Source organism: Niallia taxi, assembly GCF_032818155.1.
GTDB lineage: Bacteria > Bacillota > Bacilli > Bacillales > Cytobacillaceae > Niallia > Niallia taxi_A.
Genome location: NZ_CP102590.1, coordinates 624,695 through 641,355, shown reverse-complemented (window position 1 = coordinate 641,355; position 16,661 = coordinate 624,695). Strand labels below are relative to the sequence as shown.

At 37.0% G+C, this 16,661-nt stretch carries 11 protein-coding genes; 8 read left to right on the top strand and 3 right to left on the bottom strand.

Annotated elements, in window-relative coordinates:
- Positions 1-29 precede the first annotated feature (29 nt).
- Positions 30-1,580 (bottom strand): ABC transporter substrate-binding protein, encoded by a 1,551-nt coding sequence (locus tag NQZ71_RS22315; protein WP_317012462.1) that lies wholly within the window; start codon positions 1,578-1,580, stop codon positions 30-32.
- A 291-nt stretch (positions 1,581-1,871) separates the two neighbouring features.
- Between NQZ71_RS22315 and NQZ71_RS22310 the strand changes: the two genes are divergently transcribed.
- Genes NQZ71_RS22310 through NQZ71_RS22300 form a run of 3 tightly spaced genes read left to right on the top strand, consistent with a single transcriptional unit; the run spans position 1,872 to position 4,809 of the window.
- Positions 1,872-3,206, top strand: coding sequence for an LLM class flavin-dependent oxidoreductase (locus NQZ71_RS22310; RefSeq protein WP_317012461.1), 1,335 nt, complete (start codon positions 1,872-1,874; stop codon positions 3,204-3,206).
- A gap of 36 nt (positions 3,207-3,242) precedes the next feature.
- A complete protein-coding gene (locus NQZ71_RS22305) occupies positions 3,243-3,587 on the top strand; it encodes a hypothetical protein (protein WP_317012460.1) in 345 nt (114 codons plus the stop codon).
- A gap of 28 nt (positions 3,588-3,615) precedes the next feature.
- Complete coding sequence (locus tag NQZ71_RS22300; protein WP_317012459.1) at positions 3,616-4,809, top strand: amidohydrolase; 1,194 nt, start codon at positions 3,616-3,618, stop codon at positions 4,807-4,809.
- Between the two features lie 167 nt (positions 4,810-4,976).
- On the opposite strand, the gene NQZ71_RS22295 is transcribed toward NQZ71_RS22300, so the two are convergent.
- Positions 4,977-6,317: an aminotransferase-like domain-containing protein gene (locus tag NQZ71_RS22295; protein WP_144458460.1), complete on the bottom strand. Its 1,341-nt coding sequence runs from the start codon at positions 6,315-6,317 to the stop codon at positions 4,977-4,979.
- 117 nt (positions 6,318-6,434) lie between these two features.
- On the opposite strand from NQZ71_RS22295, the gene NQZ71_RS22290 reads away from it, so the two are divergent.
- A complete protein-coding gene (locus NQZ71_RS22290; protein ID WP_275008904.1) occupies positions 6,435-7,364 on the top strand; it encodes a DMT family transporter in 930 nt (309 codons plus the stop codon).
- Positions 7,365-7,481: 117 nt separating this feature from the next.
- Here NQZ71_RS22290 and NQZ71_RS22285 read toward each other — a convergent pair whose 3' ends face one another.
- The gene (locus NQZ71_RS22285; RefSeq protein WP_275008905.1) at positions 7,482-10,127 is read right to left on the bottom strand and encodes a YhgE/Pip domain-containing protein; all 2,646 of its coding nucleotides are present in this window, start codon (positions 10,125-10,127) and stop codon (positions 7,482-7,484) included.
- Between the two features lie 589 nt (positions 10,128-10,716).
- On the opposite strand from NQZ71_RS22285, the gene NQZ71_RS22280 reads away from it, so the two are divergent.
- From NQZ71_RS22280 to cydC, 4 genes are read left to right on the top strand one after another with little or no spacing between them, the layout of a single operon-like run.
- The gene (locus NQZ71_RS22280) at positions 10,717-12,069 is read left to right on the top strand and encodes a cytochrome ubiquinol oxidase subunit I (RefSeq protein WP_317012458.1); all 1,353 of its coding nucleotides are present in this window, start codon (positions 10,717-10,719) and stop codon (positions 12,067-12,069) included.
- Positions 12,066-13,079 carry a cytochrome d ubiquinol oxidase subunit II gene (locus tag NQZ71_RS22275; protein ID WP_144458464.1) on the top strand — a complete coding sequence of 338 codons (1,014 nt, stop codon included), beginning with the start codon at positions 12,066-12,068 and terminating at the stop codon, positions 13,077-13,079. Before NQZ71_RS22280 ends, NQZ71_RS22275 begins: the two co-directional genes overlap by 4 nt.
- Positions 13,080-13,116: 37 nt before the next feature.
- Positions 13,117-14,850 (top strand): thiol reductant ABC exporter subunit CydD, encoded by a 1,734-nt coding sequence (cydD, locus tag NQZ71_RS22270; protein ID WP_260055796.1) that lies wholly within the window; start codon positions 13,117-13,119, stop codon positions 14,848-14,850.
- Positions 14,847-16,565: a thiol reductant ABC exporter subunit CydC gene (gene cydC / locus NQZ71_RS22265; RefSeq protein ID WP_317012456.1), complete on the top strand. Its 1,719-nt coding sequence runs from the start codon at positions 14,847-14,849 to the stop codon at positions 16,563-16,565. Before cydD ends, cydC begins: the two co-directional genes overlap by 4 nt.
- Positions 16,566-16,661: the final 96 nt, after the last annotated feature.

Genomic DNA, 16,661 nt, shown 5'->3' with positions numbered 1-16,661 from the left:
AAACTGCAAGCCTTGCTTCTTTAGGTGTATTAATTGTTTTTAAGACTGATATTATAGAAGACTGGTCCTAAGTTGAATTCATAGCCTTCTACTTTATTGGCAACAGCATTTAGTGCAACCTTATGGCCAATTAAAGTGAATGGAAGAGTATCCCACACATACTGCTGAGCAGCATCAATTGCAGGTCTTGCATCCTCCACATCAGCTGAGGCCTTAATAGCATCTAAGTATTTAGTAGATTCCTCAACTGGCGCTCCGTATGATGTCCAGAAGCCTTGGAAGATTGTCGAACGTGCTGCCCAGTCTACAGGATAAAGATCCCAACTGCTTGTGTCGGTTAACTTTTCACCAAATGTAGCCCAATCATATACTTCCAGTTTCACCTTGACACCGATATCCTCTAATTCTTGCTGAACAACAACAGCAGTATTGTATTGATCCTGATAGTCACGGGAAGTTAAAATTTTAATTTCTTGTCCGTTATAGCCGGCTTCCTTTAAATATTCCTTCGCTTTATCTGGATCATGCTGGTTATATTCCGCGCTGCCTGCTTCACTGTAATAGTTAGGGAATTGCTTATTAACAATCGAAGAAGTCAACTCATAGAAATCAGCGCTGCCATAAGAGCTGGAAAGGATATCCTCAGAATTTATAACCGCATTGACAGCTTTTCTTGCATTCAACTCCTTAAAGAAACCTTTTTGGGAATTGTAGAAAAGACCAAGAAATCCACCAGGAGCCTTTTTAATAGAGGCAGTTTGTGCTCCTTCCACTTGTTGTGCATTATCACTGGATATTCCTAATGCAATGTCAAATTGGCCTGTTGTTAATCCGGATATTCTTGTAGATTCATCTGTAATAAAGCTGATTTTGATTTCATCTACATGAGGTTCTTTCTTGAGCTCACGGCCTTCAGAGGAATAGTCAGCAAACTTCTCTAAAGTTAAGTATTGATTTTGCTTCCATTCCTTCACCTTGTATGGTCCTGTACCGACATACTCTGTTGCCCCCTCGTCAGGAGCTTTTTCGATAATTTCTTTCGGCATTACTGCAGCAGCTGGAATTGGGTCTGCAAGCAGTGCAAGTGTATTAACATTAGGTGTTTTTAAATGGAGTTCAACTGAATAGTCGTCTGTTTTTTTCACTTCTGCGCCAATAAAGTTTGTTTTACCAAGCGATGAAAGCTTAATCCATCTATTAATAGAGGCTTCCACATCATCAGCAGTCATTTCCTTGCCATTATGAAACTTCACGCCTTTTCGCAATTGGAATGTATATACCTTCTTGTCATCGCTTAAATCAATCTTTTCCGCTAAGTCAGGAACAACATTGCCACTGTCATCGAGAATGACGAGCTTTTCATAAATGCTGCGAGTTGCGTCCTTAACACTAGAGTTTCCTGTTATTTGCGGATCAAGTGTTGTAGGCTCACTTTGAAAAGCGATATTTAAGGTTCCTCCATCTTGAACAGCATCCTTCGTATTACTAGAGCTGCTTGTTGTGCCGGTATTGCTGCTGCAGCCTGCAATTACGAATAGAACAAGTAATAGTGACAGCCATTTGTACTTTGTTTTTTTCAAAGTAATACCCCCAAAGTATGTAATTTAATTCCTACTAATTAACTTTGTTTTGTAGGATTAGTGCTTATGCTAACATCTGCCAGAAGATTTGTTAAATTAAAAAAACTGATAGATTAATTTAATAATACTGATTTTTGGAATTAATTCCCGCCTGGCTAAATGTATTAATAAAAGTAATGCGTGACTTTAAAAATACTAATTATACATTCTTAAAGCTTTGGTTTATGATAATCTAAACTATTCCTACAAGTTTTGTTGGTATTTAAAATAAGCAAATGGAGGATGAAAATCATGACAAAGAAAAAACAAATTGAATTTGGTGTTATGCTGCACGGCCCTGGGGGACATATGAACGCATGGAAGGATGAATCTGTACCTGCAGATGCAAGTGTCAATATTGAATATTATCAATCGATCATAAAGCAGGCAGAGGAAGCAGGCTTTACGTTCGCATTTGTGGCAGACGGTTTATTTATAAATGAAAAATCAATTCCTCATTTCTTAAACAGATTTGAGCCGCTAACCATATTATCGGCTCTTGCGACAATTACGAAAAATATTGGTTTAGTTGGGACGGTATCTACTTCTTATAGTGAACCATTTACGATTGCCCGCCAGTTTGCTTCATTAGATAAGCTCAGCGGTGGCAGAGCAGGCTGGAATGTTGTGACATCTCCATTAGAAGGCTCTGCTGAAAATTATAGTAAGGGAGATCACCCACACCATGCGTTGAGATATGAAATTGCCGAAGAGTATCTGCAAGTGGCAAAAGGCTTGTGGGATTCTTGGGACGATGACGCATTTGTAAGAAACCGCAAAACAGGGCAATTCTTCGATCCAGAAAAGCTGCATACATTAAACCATACTGGCAAGCATTTCTCCGTTAAAGGACCGTTAAATATTGAACGCTCTAAACAAGGTCAGCCGGTTATCTTCCAAGCTGGGTCATCGGAAGCAGGAAAAAACCTTGCCGCAAAGGATGCTGATGCTGTTTTTACAAATTCGAGTTCCTTTGATCAAGCAAAGGCATTTTACGATGATGTGAAAAATCGCGCAGACCAGCTCGGCAGAAGCAGGGATGAAATAAAAATTTTTCCTGGCATTCACCCGATTGCAGGCAGAACAATGGAAGAGGCAGAAGAAAAGTATGCGGCAATTCAAAACCTTGTATCAATTGAAGATGCATTAAACTATTTAGGAAGATTCTTTGACCATTTTGATTTCAGTGCTTTTCCACTTGATGAGCCTTTTCCAGAAATCGGGGATGTTGGAGCGAACAGCTTCCGTTCCACAACAGACAGCATCAAAAAATTGGCGAAAGAAAACAACCTGACTTTAAGAGAGGTTGCACTGCAGGTGACAACACCGAAAAGTGCGTTCTTTGGAACATATGAACAAGTGGCAGACCAGTTGATTGAATGGATAGACGGCGGAGCGGCAGATGGCTTCATTTACGGTGCACCTGTACTTGGTAACGGATTATCTGATTGGATCGAACATGTTTTGCCTATTTTGGAAAACAAGGGTTATTACAATAAAGCATATACTGGTGCTACACTCAGGGAGAATTTAGGCTTAGCATACAAGCACAGTCAATACGAAAAACAGCCGCTTAATCAAAACTAAGTACTAATTAATAAAAATGGGGAGGAAGTGTTTCACATGCTGATTGACTACGGGCTTGTCGTCTCAAAAAAAGTTTTTCGGATGAAGAAAAAGGAAGCATTTGCTCAATGTGAATATCTTCATTTTCCAGAGGTTCGTTTTTTTCAATGGTGCAACGAAAAATATAAAATAAATAAAGGGATTTACCATACAATTGATGAATGGTTCTATACAAATGGAATTAACAATATCATCAGCAGACGTATCCATGTGATTGCGTATCTAGAATATCTGTTGACACAAGATCAGTTCCAAACAGATAGTAAATACGTGAAATTTGGAAGCGGCGGGCTAGTTAAATCCTTAAATGAATTTCTTGCAGAGACAAATTCGATTTTGTAAGTTGAATTAGAGGAAGGGAAGGATAGCTTTGGGCTTAAATATTGTGACAGATAATAAGAATGAATTAGAAAATCATTTGATTGATGTACGAAGGAATCTCCATAATGAGCCTGAATTATCCAACCAAGAAGTAGAAACAACAAAGAAAATCAGACAGTGGCTTGAGAATGCAGGGATTGCCATTCTTGATGTGCCATTAGCTACAGGTGTTATTGGAGAGGTGATTGGTGAGCCTGATGGGCCTGTCATCGCGATCAGAGCAGATATTGATGCCTTGCCAATTCATGAAGAAGCGGTGAGTCCTTTTCAATCAAGCATTCCTGGTGTTATGCATGCATGTGGTCATGATTTCCATACTGCCGTCATTATTGGTGCTGCTTATTTGTTGAAAAACAGACAAAACAGGATAAAGGGGACAGTCAGACTTGTATTTCAACCAGCAGAAGAGACTGGTCATGGTGCTAAATCTATCATTGCTTCAGGGGGATTGGAAGGAGTCGAGGCTATATTTGGTCTTCATAATGACCCTTTAAGCGAAGTAGGCGTCTTCGGAGTAAAGGAAGGTGTCCTAACAGCAGGTGTTGACCGCTTCGAGATTAACATCAAGGGCAAAGGCAGCCATGCGGCACGACCGCAAGAAGGAATAGACCCTATCGTTATTTCTGCTGAAATCATTTCAAGATTACAGTCGATTGTAAGCAGGCAAACAAAACCAAGTGAAAGTGTCGTAATCAGTGTTACACAAATGCATGGTGGCAACACATGGAATGTCATTCCTGAAACAGCTTATTTAGAAGGAACTGTCAGAACATTAAAGGAAGAAATCCGGCAAACGATACAAGGGAAAATTGAACGGGTAATTAAAGGGATAACAGATACCTATGGAGCAGAAGGCGAATTAGTTTGGCATGCAGGACCGCCATCTGTTAATAATGATTCAGATTGGACCAACTTTGCCAGACATATTGCCGAAAACAATGGCTATAAAGTAGTTGAAGTGGAACCAACATCAGGAGGAGAAGATTTCGCCTTTTATCAACAGAGCATACGAGGTGCATTTGTTAATATCGGCGTTTCCGGAGAATACGGTCTGCATCATCCGAAGTATACGCTTAATGAAGAGGCAATATTGCCAGCAGCCTATTATTTTGCCGATTTGGCAGAGCAGGCATTAAATAAGTTATATGTAGATGCAATCGCAAAGGACTTTGAACCAAGCTAATCCATGAATACATAGAGGTCAACCTCATTTTCTGAGGTTGGTTTTTTTTTAGGAGAATTATTGGACTCTTAGGGAACAACAATTTTAAGTCGAATACATAATGGTGAAGTTTAACTTTCTCACCATTATGCTGTCAAATAAGGATAGGCTTGTCGTGACGAAAGCAGCTACAAAAAGTAGTGCTGCGGATTTTTCAGTGCGCTGGCCACTTTCCTAACTCCTTCGTCAATCCGTTGGACATCAACATTGGAAACATTCAACTTCAAAATTCGTTCATTGTAAAAGTTGTCTAAATAATTTCTGTTAACTGGATCTAGAAGGATACCATCTTTATGTAAATTAGAAATAAATGATGGTAAATTTACACGCTTGGGCAATAAAATATGACTATGCATGACGATTTCATCTGAAGATTCGCACATAGATAAATGATCCTGTATGGATTGATGCAAAACCTTCGCACGTGCTTGGTAGATGTCTCTAACTTTTGTTTTATTATGTTCAAACATCCCATTTTTCAAATAAAGATATAAGGCAGCTTGTGAAATCATCGAGCTGTCGATGTCAGTTGTCATTTTGTATTTTTGGAAAACGTCGATAAGTGCAGGAGGAAGAACCGCCAATCCAACCCGTAATCCAGGGAATAGTACTTTTGAAAAACTTTTTAAATAGATCACCTTTTCGTGGTAATCCTCGGTGAAAAGCGGGTCATTTTTCGAGTTGGTTTCAAAATCAGCTATATAATCATCCTCTATTATGTATACATTATATTTTTCAGCTAATTGTAAAATGGCCTCTTTTTCCTTTTTATTGTATGAAGCTCCTAAAGGATTATGAAAGCGTGGCATTGTATAAAAAAATTTAATATTTTTCTCCTGGAATAGTTGCTCTAACAGGGCTAAATCAATACCATTGGCAGTACGTTGAATTCCGATTGCTGGAAGCTGAAAGGTTTTCAGCATATCCATGTATAAATGATAACTAGGTTGTTCAACTAGAATGGTAGATCGGTTGTTTGGAAAGGGCATTATACTCAGTAAGGAAAGAGCCTGTTGTACACCTGTAGTTATGAAAATCTGTTTCTCTTGCGTAAATACTTGGTAGGATTCTAGTAATTTTTTCGCTTCTGCAATCAGTGGCGGCCAACCTTTTGGCGTTCCATAACGAAATAGTTCTTCTTGATAGGTATCAATTGCTTTGTTTATACAGTGCTGAAATTCTTTATAAGGAAATGCATGCCAAGTGGGAGAAGAGCTTGCAAAATCAATAATATCTGTGGACATTGAGGGTTTGAACACATAATTATCGACAACATAATATCCACTTTTAGGTAAGGCGTAAATAATATGTTGTTCCTCCAGTTTTTTTAATGCTGTTAATACCGTACTCTTACTACAATGGTATTGCTCTGTTAAATTTCGAATAGAAGGTAGCTTCGCACCTGTTGCAAAAATACCAGATTGAATTTGCATTAATAGTGATTGATAAATTGATTCATATTTAAGCATCATAAACCTCCTTTCAAATCTGTATCGGTACAGATCTGTGATTTTTAGATCGTGCTAGGTACTATTATCTCTTAAGATTAAAGTATACCGGCCGGATTAATTTATGGGGGAATAAACATGATTGAAAAACGAAAGGCATATATTGCAGCAACTATTTATGCATTCATCATTGGGTTGTCATTTATGTTTGTGAAAATTACATTAACTGCTGCTACACCGTTAGATACATTAGCGCATCGCTTTACCACTGCTTGGCTTGTTGCCACCGTGTTGTTGGTGATAAGAAAAGAAGCAATTAAAATAACAAAAAAAGATGTACTGCGGATTTCATTGTTAGCTATACTTTATCCGACATGCTTCTTTGCTTTTCAAGTGTTTGGGTTAGTGCATACTTCCTCTTCGGAGGCTGGTATTATTCAAGCAACAATCCCTATCTTTACGTTGGTTTTTGCAAGTATCATTTTAAAGGAAACTTCCACAAATAGTCAAAAAATAGCAATAGGTTTATCTGTAGCCGGTGTGATTTTTATTATGTTAATGAACAGCTCAGGGAGCACAAATACAAGTTTTCTTGGAACTGGCCTTATTTTAATTTCAGCCATAACGTCTTCACTCTACAACGTATTTGCCAGGAAGCTAACTCAACGCTATTCCATATTCACAATCACTTATTTCATGACATTGTTTGGATTTATAGCCTTTAACGGCATCGCACTGACAAACCACCTATTGGATGGAACAGTCAGGCAATTTGCGGAACCTTTTAAACATGGTGATTTTGTTCTAGCCATCCTTTATTTAGGGATATTGTCTTCATTAGGATCATCCTATCTTTCCAACTATGCCTTATCAAAAATAGCTGCATCAAAAATGAGTGTTTTCAGTAATGTAGCTACACTTATCACGATTTTAGCAGGTGTTATTTTCTTAAAAGAGGAATTTCATTTATACCATTTAGCAGGTGCAATTATGATTGTCATCGGTGTTGTTGGAACCAACTATTTTGGTGAAAGAGGCAAAGTAAAGGAAAAAAAAGAAGTGATATAGGCTCGTCCAATTACCATGACTATAAAATAAGAATAGGGGGATTACTTAAAATAAAAAACTGTAGATGAAACATTAATTAATGTTTCATCTACAGTCCAGTATGCTACTTTCCTTTATTTAATGAATAATCTCGCTTGATCTAGCTTTTTCTGCCGTTTTTCTCGTGGCATTAGCTAGTGGTTTTTTAAGGAATACGGCTGCTATTATCGCAATCACACCGAATAACAGCAGCATGCTCACTGCATGATAAACTGCTTCATTTACCATTCCACCAACTGTTTCACGTAATAGGTTAATCGCATACGTAAACGGAAGGAATGGATTTATCGCTTGAAAGAATGGTGGAGCAACTTGGATTGGGAATGTCCCACCTGCCCCTGATAACTGTAATACAAGGAAGATGATGGCGACACCTTTCCCGATATTACCGAAAACAGATACTAATGTATATACAATTGTCATGAAAACCATACTGATCAGCATACTGAAAAGCACAAAAGCGACTGGATTTGCGACATATGCTTTTAAGATGAATATATCTCCTAAAGTAACAATCAGACTTTGGAAAAATCCGATCGTAAGAAATGTTAAACCTCTACCAAAATAGATTTGATTAGAAGTATAAATTCCTTCAGGATCTCTGACATCCACACGCAGCAACGAAATCAGTAATAATCCTCCAACCCATAAACTAAGTGTTGTGTAAAAAGGAGAGTTAGCAGAACCATAATTAGGAATGGCAAATAGAGAATGCTCATCTAAAACAACTGGATTCGCCATAAAGTCACTTTCTTCATTTATATCATTTTTTAACAAGGAGATAATTTCACCTAAATCATAATTATCTTCAAATTCTCGGATAGAATCGGCTGTATTCATTATGGTTTTCTTTAAGCTCGGTAAGTCATCTCGCACTAAATCCGCAACCTTATGAACGGAATCTTCTAAACCAGGCAGTTCATTGTTAATAATCGAAGCAATCTTAGATAGTTGCTTTTCTGCTTCAGGAAGGTCGTTACGCACAAAGTCCGCTGCTACATGCACTTTCTCTTCTAAGGATGGAAATGTGTTTGTATAAAAGTCTGCAGCTTTATCTATCCCAACTAAAACATCAGCCATATTGTCTTGAATAATGCTTGAGGTTTTCTGAATCTCTTTTTCAATTGCTGGGAGATTGTTTTCAAGCTTAGATAAATTTTCCTGTGCAAGGGCAAGCGAATCTTTTGTTGTATTTAAAACTTCTTTTAATTTCGGCAAGCTCTCTTGGGCACTTTTTAAATCTGCGCCTGCATTTTGGGCTGTTTCTTTCAATACACTTAGAGCATTATTTATGGCAGGAGCCGTTTGCGTATCATAACGGTTAAGCATTGCTGAGCTTGTGTTAATAGCTTCTTGAGACAATGCCATTAATTCCGCAGCATTATTTGCTTGAATAGTACCAAGATATTCTTTTTCTTTATTAAAGTTTGATTGCAAAGCTTGCAGGTCTGTTATCTCTTGTTGTAAAGCTGTATCTCCATTGGCAGTATTAAGCGTCGTAAATAACGCAATGGAGCGGTTGATACTATCTATACTTGTTTGTACCTGTGTCTTTAGGAGTGCTGCCTTTTCTGTTATTTCTTGGTCAGAAAGTGAACCAGTTTTCACTAAAGTCGCATACTGATGAACAGCATCCGCTGTGTTTTCATACAAAAGAAGATTCTGTTTATAAACCGGACCAATTGTTTCGAAAGCTTCCGAATTTTCCTCGATAAAATCAGGGAGGACCTCCGCTATTTGTTGCCCATTATTGATACCTTGCTCAATTTCTGCTAACGACCCACTAGCTGTTGTAATAAATTCTTGCATCTTTTCAACATTAGTGACGGCTTTTGTAACAGTCTCGCTAATTTCGGAAAAGTGACTTTCTAATTCAGCTACCTTTGTTGCCGCTTGTTCGATTTCAGGGGCTTTTTCCTGTAGAAGCAGAATCCCATCGCCAACCTTTTCAAGCTCTGGAAGTTTTTCTTCTAATAATAAAACATTCTCTGATGCTGCATTTAATTCTGGAATGGCAGCTTCTAATGCTAATAGTTTTTGTGCCTGTTCATCAATTACCGGTAGCTTTTCCTCTAAATGGAGAATCTTTTCAGATAGTGCATCAATTTGAGGGATGTCTCCCTCTAATGTGAAAATTTTACTCTCGATATTGCGAATAGTAGGAAGCTCTTCCTCTAGCTTAATTCCCGCATCATTAAAGATAGTCAGGACAGATTCGCTTACTGTTTCCACGAAGCTTTCCTTAACAGATTGGACAATGGTTGAAGCACCGCTGGATGTCATTTTTGGTGCAATGGCATTCAATTTCTCGTTAACAGTATATTCAATTTCTGGTTTTACTTGTTCATCCTCTAAAACAGTACCTATCTTCTCTGAAAAGTCCTTCGGTATATAAAGACTTGCATAATAAGTGCCTTTTTTGACTCCTTCAGCTGCTTCCTTTTTGCTGACAAATGTCCACCCGAGCTTATCATTCTCTTTTAAGGTTGATATAATTTCATCGCCGATATGTACTTCCTTATCACGAATGACAGCACCCTCGTCCTCGTTAGTTATCGCAATTTTAATACCACTAGTGTTGGAATACGGGTCCCATGAAGCCTTTAAATTAAACCAAGCATAAAGAGAGGGTAAAATCATTAATGCTATGATTAAAAACAAAGCTACAGGAGTTCGGAAGATCCGTACCCAATCATTTTTATAAATAGTAAATATGTTTCGCAATGACTTAATCTCCCTTTTATTCATTATGTATGAATCATTATTATGTGGATTTTTCTACCATATCATTCTTTAATAAATCTTCTATCATGTCAATCGTTAATTGTATGGATTTATATTCCAAGCAAAAAAGGTGCACAAGAAATATCGGTTTAAGAAGAGAGCTGATAGGAAAGCAGTAGAATTAAGGCTTTCCATTGCAAATTGGGAGTTTATTAGTTAAATACAATGCTGCATTATTATTTAACTAGGATGCGCAGGTAATAAAGGAAATTGTATATCTTAATGAAAATGGAAAACTTATCCTTACGAAAATTGACACAAAAAGTACACCGATTGTTCACAATTTCTTTATTACTATTCATGTTAACATTATATACATAGTGGTAATAAAGAAATAAAACCATATCATGAAGAAAACCAAGGGTTAGATTAGGTTAGAAAAGTAATGCTGTACATAGTATAAATGCAAATTTGTTCAATTTAGGAATCTGTAGTTGTTTGAATGGAGCAATCTGTTGTCAAAAATATTTAAGTTTGCAATGTATTGTTCATCATTTCACATAAATTTACATTCAAGGAGGTTGAAAAAATGGAGTTTGATACAGTTACGATAAGTAGATTAATTACAGCTATGACTCTGATTTTTCATATTGTTTTTGCTACTTTAGGTGTAGGTGTACCATTATTTATTTCATTAGCTGAGTTTATTGGTATTAGAAAGAAAGATAAACATTATGAATTATTAGCTAAACGATGGGCCAGAGGGTTTGTTATATCTGTAGCAATAGGGGTAGTTACAGGTACTGCTATCGCTTTACAGTTATCACTCGTTTGGCCAAACTTTATGCAGCTTGCAGGGAATGTGATTGCGCTGCCACTGTTTATGGAGGTTTTTGCGTTTTTCTTTGAAGCCATATTTCTTGGAATTTACCTTTATACATGGGATCGTTTTAAAAGTAAATATACGCACTGGTTAATATCCATACCTGTAATTATTGGTGCTGGTATGTCAGCTGTCTTTATTAGCACAGTTAATTCGTTTATGAATTCACCTTCTGGCTTCACAATGGAAAACGGTGAATTTTCGGCAGTTAATCCATTTGAAGCAATGTTAAACCCATCCACTCCAACAAGAGTATTTCATGTTTTAGGAGGCTCGTACTTAACAGTTGCTGCAATCTTAGCAGCTATTGCGGCGTTCGCACTATTAAGAAAAAAGGGAGCTGCAGAATATCATAAAAAAGCATTGAAAATGACTGTTATTTCTATGTTTGTTTTTTCCATCCTAACAGCATTAGGTGGAGACTTGTCAGCAAAATACCTTGCAAAACATCAAACAGAAAAACTAGCAGCCGCAGAATGGCATTTTGAAACAGAAGGAAATGCTGATTTAGTACTTTTTGGTTGGTTAAATGAAGATAATGAAGTCGTTGGCGCCATTCGGGTTCCCGGTTTCTTAAGCTTTTTAGCGCATGGTGATTTTACTAGTGAGGTAACAGGACTAGAAGCAACACCTGAAGATGAACGACCACCATTGATTATTCATTATTTGTTTGATTTGATGGTTATGATTGGCTTCTTCTTATTAGCAGTTTCGTTTTTGTATCTTGTCCTAAGCAGATTAAAACGCTGGGATGTCCACAATAAATTTATTCTATGGCTCCTTGCTCTTGGCGGTCCACTTGCGATGTTAGCAGTTGAGTTCGGTTGGCTTTTCGCTGAGCTTGGCAGACAGCCATGGATTTTGAGAGGCTACATGACAGTAGAAGAGGCTGCGACTAAATCACCCTATATTGTGCATATGTTCTTCTTATTTTTAGCATTATACGTGGTGCTTGGAACGCTATTTATTCTTACCTTAAGAAAATTGTTTAAAGATAATCCAGTGGAGCTTGATTTGGAGAAGCACTACCCTGAATTATCAAAGGGGGATAAAAAATGAGCTATGAAATCATAGGGATTAGTGTATTATGGTTGTTTTTATATGGTTATCTAATTGTGGCATCAATTGATTTTGGTGCAGGCTTTTTTGCTTATTTTGCAAAGGTAACAAAACGAGATCACATCATAAACAAAATTATTTCGCGATATTTATCTCCAGTTTGGGAAGTAACCAATGTATTTCTAGTATTCTTTTTTGTTGGTATTGTTGGTTTCTTTCCATCATCAGCCTATTATTATGGATCTGCATTACTTGTACCTGCAAGCTTCGCCATCATTTTAATAGCGATTCGAGGCTCGTTTTATGCTTTTGAAAATTATGGATCAAAACAAAGTAATGTTTATATGTTTCTATATGGTGCTACAGGGTTGTTTATCCCCGCATCCCTGTCGGTTGCTTTAACGATTTCTGAGGGCGGATTCATTTCTGAACACAATGGTCAAGTATCATTAAAGTATTTGGAGTTATTTACGAGCCCATTGGCTTGGAGCATTGTTGGGTTAGCGATAGTATCCGTTCTTTTTATAAGTGCAAGCTTTATTACTTATTATGCTTCAAAGGCAAATGATAAACCAGCTCTTCATTTAGTGAGGAAATGGGCATTGTTTTGGGCTACACCAACCATTATTATGGCATTAACAACAATGATTGCTTTAAGTCAGAGGAACCAGCAGAATTTCGAAAATATGATTGATTTATGGTGGGTTTTTGGACTATCCATGGCATTTTTCTTAATCGCCATCAGTCTATTATATATTGGTAAATATTATGGTGTTGCCTTTATTGCCGTAATGATGCAATTTTTCTTGGCATTTTTCGGGTACGGAATGGCTAAATTTCCATATTTACTTTTCCCACAAATAAATATAGAAGAGAGTGCTACAAATCCTTCGATGGCAATTGCACTTATCGCTGCATTTATAGGAGGACTGCTTTTATTAGTTCCATCTCTTATTTTGCTTATGCGTCTATTCTTATTTGATGCAAATTATGCGAAGGGAAAGAAGTAATGAAAATACTAGATGATTACAAAGGGCTGAATTGATTATGCAAAAGCTAAAGCAGACCATATGGCTATATAAAAAAAGTATCTTTATATTAATGGGATTAACTTTATTACTTGGCATAGCAATTATTACTCAGGCTTTTGCAATGACGAGTATTGTTGACGGTGTATTTTTGAAAGATCAAACTTTTGCGGATATTGTACCATGGCTACTGCTCTTATTATTGATATTACTAATGAGGTCCGGTTCGGATTATTTAAGTAAACGTATCGGAGTATCAATAGCTAGTGATGTTAAGGGAAATATTCGTAGAGAATTATTAACAAAATATACGAATAGCTCCTTGCATATTGCTGGAAAAGGGCAAACAGGGAAAAAGGTTAGCATGCTGCTTGATGGTGTTGATGAAATGGACAGCTTTTATAGTCAATTTATTCCTCAAGTGATGCAGAGTATATTTGTGCCAATATTAATATTAATTGTAGTTTTTACACAGCATGTGAACTCTGGTCTAATATTAATAGTTTCAGCACCTTTTATTCCGATTTACATGATTATCATCGGTATTAAAACTCAAAAAAAGTCAGAGGAGAAGTTAGAAAAATTAGCTTCTTTTTCTGGCAAATTTCTTGATACATTAAAAGGACTTGTTACGTTAAAGCTATTTGACCAAACGAACCGTCAAAAGGATGAATTAGAAAAAACGAGTTTGGGCTTTCGTGACACGACACTCGAAATTCTTAAAATTGCCTTTACACAATCCTTTGCACTTGAACTTATTTCCATGTTAAGTATAGGAATTGTTGCACTGGAACTGGCTATCCAAATGATTATTTATCAAAATATATCCTTCTTTCCTGCCTTTTTCATTTTAATTCTAGTACCGGAGTTTTTTACTTCATTAAAAGAATTAGGATTAACATTTCATAATGGCAGGGCAAGTATGGGAGCAACAAAAAAAGTATTGGAAGAATTTGAAGAACAAGATAGTTTGATAGTATGGGGAGGACAAGAAATACCTGAGCAGGGCAATCCACCAACTATTAAGCTTGATCACGTAGGGTATACCTATCCTGATGACGGCTTTCAATTACAGCCCATGACTGCTACATTTCTACCAAAACAAAAAATTGCGATAGTTGGGGCAAGTGGCACAGGGAAATCTACGTTACTTCATTTATTGGCAGGGATGATAACGCCAGGCAACGGATCAATTAAACTCAATAATATGGAGCTCACTTCCTATACGGAAGCATCCTGGTTAAAGCAGATTTCTTATATTTCGCAACATCCTTATATGTTTTCAGGTACGATACTTGAAAATATTTCAATGGGGATGACAGAAGCGGTTGATGAAAAGGCTGTATATGAAGCTGCAAAACTAGCAGGGCTTTTACCGTTAATTACTTCTTTAGAAAAAGGGCTACAAACAAGCATAGGCGAAGCTGGCAGGGGACTTTCAAGTGGAGAGAAGCAGCGCGTATCCATTGCACGAGCCTTCCTTAAAAAACCAAAAATTGTTTTACTTGATGAGCCAACACGAGGACTTGATCTAGCTACGGAAGGTATTTTGCAGCAATCGATTGAAAAACTAAGTGAAATGGCAACCGTTATAACGGTTGCTCATCGTTTGCACACCATTCAAAATGCAGATCAAATTCTTTATTTGGAAAAAGGACGACTACAAGCAATCGGTACACATAAATACTTGCTAGACAATGTACCGGCATATAAAAAAGTTGTGACTATTCAAAAAGGGGGGGCAAAACAGTGAGATCATTGTTTAAAGTGATTAAGTTAATGTTAATCGAGAAAAAAGATATAGTAATCGCAATTATTTGTGGTTTCATTGCTGGTATAAGCAGTGTTGGCCTTTTTGCTGCAAGTGGTTACCTTATATCCAAATCTGCCTTAATCCCTCCCTTTTATACATTAATTATTTTAACATCTGCTGTGAAGCTACTTGGTCTTGTGAAAGCAGGGGCGAAATATGGAGAACGTCTTTATTCCCATAGAGCCACATTTACGATTTTAAGTAATTTACGAGTAGCATTCTTTGAAAAATTAACGCCACTAGTTCCAAACGTATTCCATAAATATCGAAGTGGTGATTTACTGGCACGTGTTGTTGGGGATGTTGAGAGCCTGCAAAATTTCTTTTTGAGAGTTTTTTACCCACCAATTGTGTTATTACTAGTCTTTATAAGCACAATTCTCTTTACAAGCTTCTATTCCATACAGATTGCAGTCATATTAATAATCGGATTCTTATTGACTACCATTATTATTCCAGCTCTCTTTACATTAAGACAGGTGAAAATTAACGGAAGAGTTAGGAATGAAAGAGGTCATTTATCAACATATATAACAGAAATGATGTTTGGATTTCGCGATTTAAAGCTGTTTCAACAATTGCAGATAAAACAAAACCACTTATTAAATCAATCGGAAGCCTATATTACTCAACAAAAGGCTGAAAATATAAATAAAATTTCGAGCCAATCGTTTAATGGGTTTATTACCTTCGTAGTTAGCTGGTTTGTGTTAGCAATTGGCGCGTATTTAGTGACTACTGGGACATTAGAAGGGGTAATTCTTGCAATGCTTGTCATGATTTCCTTAACTGTTTTTGAGCCTGCTGCACCGATGGCAGTCTTTCCAGTTTATATGCAGGAAAGTAAGGATGCTACACAGCGTTTATATGAAGTAATAGAAGACCCTGATATTCAGAGTAACGGTACACAGTCATCTATTTATAAGTTAGCAGATAAAGCACCTGCACTTACCTTTAAAGAGATACAATTTACTTATCAAGGAGATTGGCGCACAATCATTACGAATCTATCATTAAGCATTCCAGCCAAATCCAAAGTCGCAATTGTTGGTGCAAGTGGTTCGGGCAAGTCAACCTTGCTGCAAATCATTCTAAAGTTAATACAGGTTCAAAAAGGAACAGTTAAATGGGATGCACATGATACAGCTAGTATTGCTGACGAAGCAATCTGGGAAAAAACAAAGGTAGTATTACAGGAAAATCATTTTTTTTACGGTACAATCCGCGAAAATCTTCAATTAGCAGGTAATGACCTTACTGATGATAAGCTGAAGGATGCCTTATTTAAGGTGAATCTTGAGCATTTTTCATTAGATCAGCCTGTATTAGAGAATGCTGCAAATCTGTCTGGTGGCGAAAGACAGCGTCTAGCAATTGCTAGAGCTTTCCTTAAGAATGGCCATCTCTGGTTATTAGATGAACCAACTTCATCACTAGATGCACTGACAGAACAAACTATTTACCAAAATCTATTTGAAGCTGCCGAACAAGATACATTAATTCTAGTCAGTCACCGGTTACAAGGATTAGACAAAATGGATACAATTATTGTAATGGATCATGGCAATATAATAGAATATGGCTCTTATCAAGAGCTGATGTTTAAGGAAGGCTATTTTTATCAGATGAAAATGTTGGAGGAAAGTTTGCTGTAAAGAGATTTGAATGTATATTAAGAGGAGGCTGGGCCAAAACAAAAGATAACCAGATAACCTTTCTAAACAAGAATAATAAAAGTACAACTAAATTTG

Excerpts from the sequence above, each read along its gene's own strand:
- NQZ71_RS22310 (WP_317012461.1), top strand. The coding sequence starts at position 1,872 with ATGACAAAGAAAAAACAAATTGAATTTGGTGTTATGCTGCACGGCCCT.
- NQZ71_RS22305 (WP_317012460.1), top strand. The coding sequence starts at position 3,243 with ATGCTGATTGACTACGGGCTTGTCGTCTCAAAAAAAGTTTTTCGGATG.
- NQZ71_RS22295 (WP_144458460.1), bottom strand. The coding sequence starts at position 6,317 with ATGCTTAAATATGAATCAATTTATCAATCACTATTAATGCAAATTCAA.
- NQZ71_RS22290 (WP_275008904.1), top strand. The coding sequence starts at position 6,435 with ATGATTGAAAAACGAAAGGCATATATTGCAGCAACTATTTATGCATTC.
- NQZ71_RS22280 (WP_317012458.1), top strand. The coding sequence starts at position 10,717 with ATGGAGTTTGATACAGTTACGATAAGTAGATTAATTACAGCTATGACT.
- NQZ71_RS22275 (WP_144458464.1), top strand. The coding sequence starts at position 12,066 with ATGAGCTATGAAATCATAGGGATTAGTGTATTATGGTTGTTTTTATAT.
- cydD (WP_260055796.1), top strand. The coding sequence starts at position 13,117 with ATGCAAAAGCTAAAGCAGACCATATGGCTATATAAAAAAAGTATCTTT.